This is a genomic window from Acinetobacter sp. ANC 3882 (assembly GCF_022549545.1).
Classification (GTDB): Bacteria; Pseudomonadota; Gammaproteobacteria; order Pseudomonadales; family Moraxellaceae; genus Acinetobacter.
The window spans coordinates 1-400 of sequence record NZ_JAKZGB010000028.1 but is presented as its reverse complement, the minus strand read 5'-3'; the positions used below and the strand labels follow the sequence as shown (position 1 = coordinate 400).

1 protein-coding gene is annotated in these 400 nt (G+C 41.8%); it reads right to left on the bottom strand.

All coding sequences use genetic code 11. The features are described 5' to 3' along the window. Positions 1 to 400, bottom strand: a 400-nt coding sequence (locus tag MMO42_RS18120) for a phage late control D family protein (protein ID WP_241321582.1), incomplete at both ends; no start/stop codon positions are given.

The window sequence follows — 400 nt, the reverse complement described above, 5'->3', positions numbered from 1 at the left end:
GACTTTTGCTCTGCCATTCCTTGAAGATGATTTCCACGACATCACGCACGCTCTTGTTCATAAACACGCGGCTGTTACGGCGTTGTTTCCACAGTACAGTTGGATCTTCAAGCGTGAGTTTATATAAAGTTAAACTACCGTCCGATTGTCCTTGTAAGGCTTGGGTAATAATACCTGTGACACGGGTCAATTGACCTTGATCGGTCACACTATCTATTGCAACCTGACTACCAATGAATTGTTTTAAGGGAATGGCAGCATTAGTCGACAAGCAAATTAATTCTGCTTTAAGGCCTGCATTCAGTTGATGCTGCCCATCAATGCGCTGCAAGAAAACTTGAGTATTTAAATTTTGATTCGAAAATTGAATATGAATGGCACGTTTTTGTGCTGTAAGGCC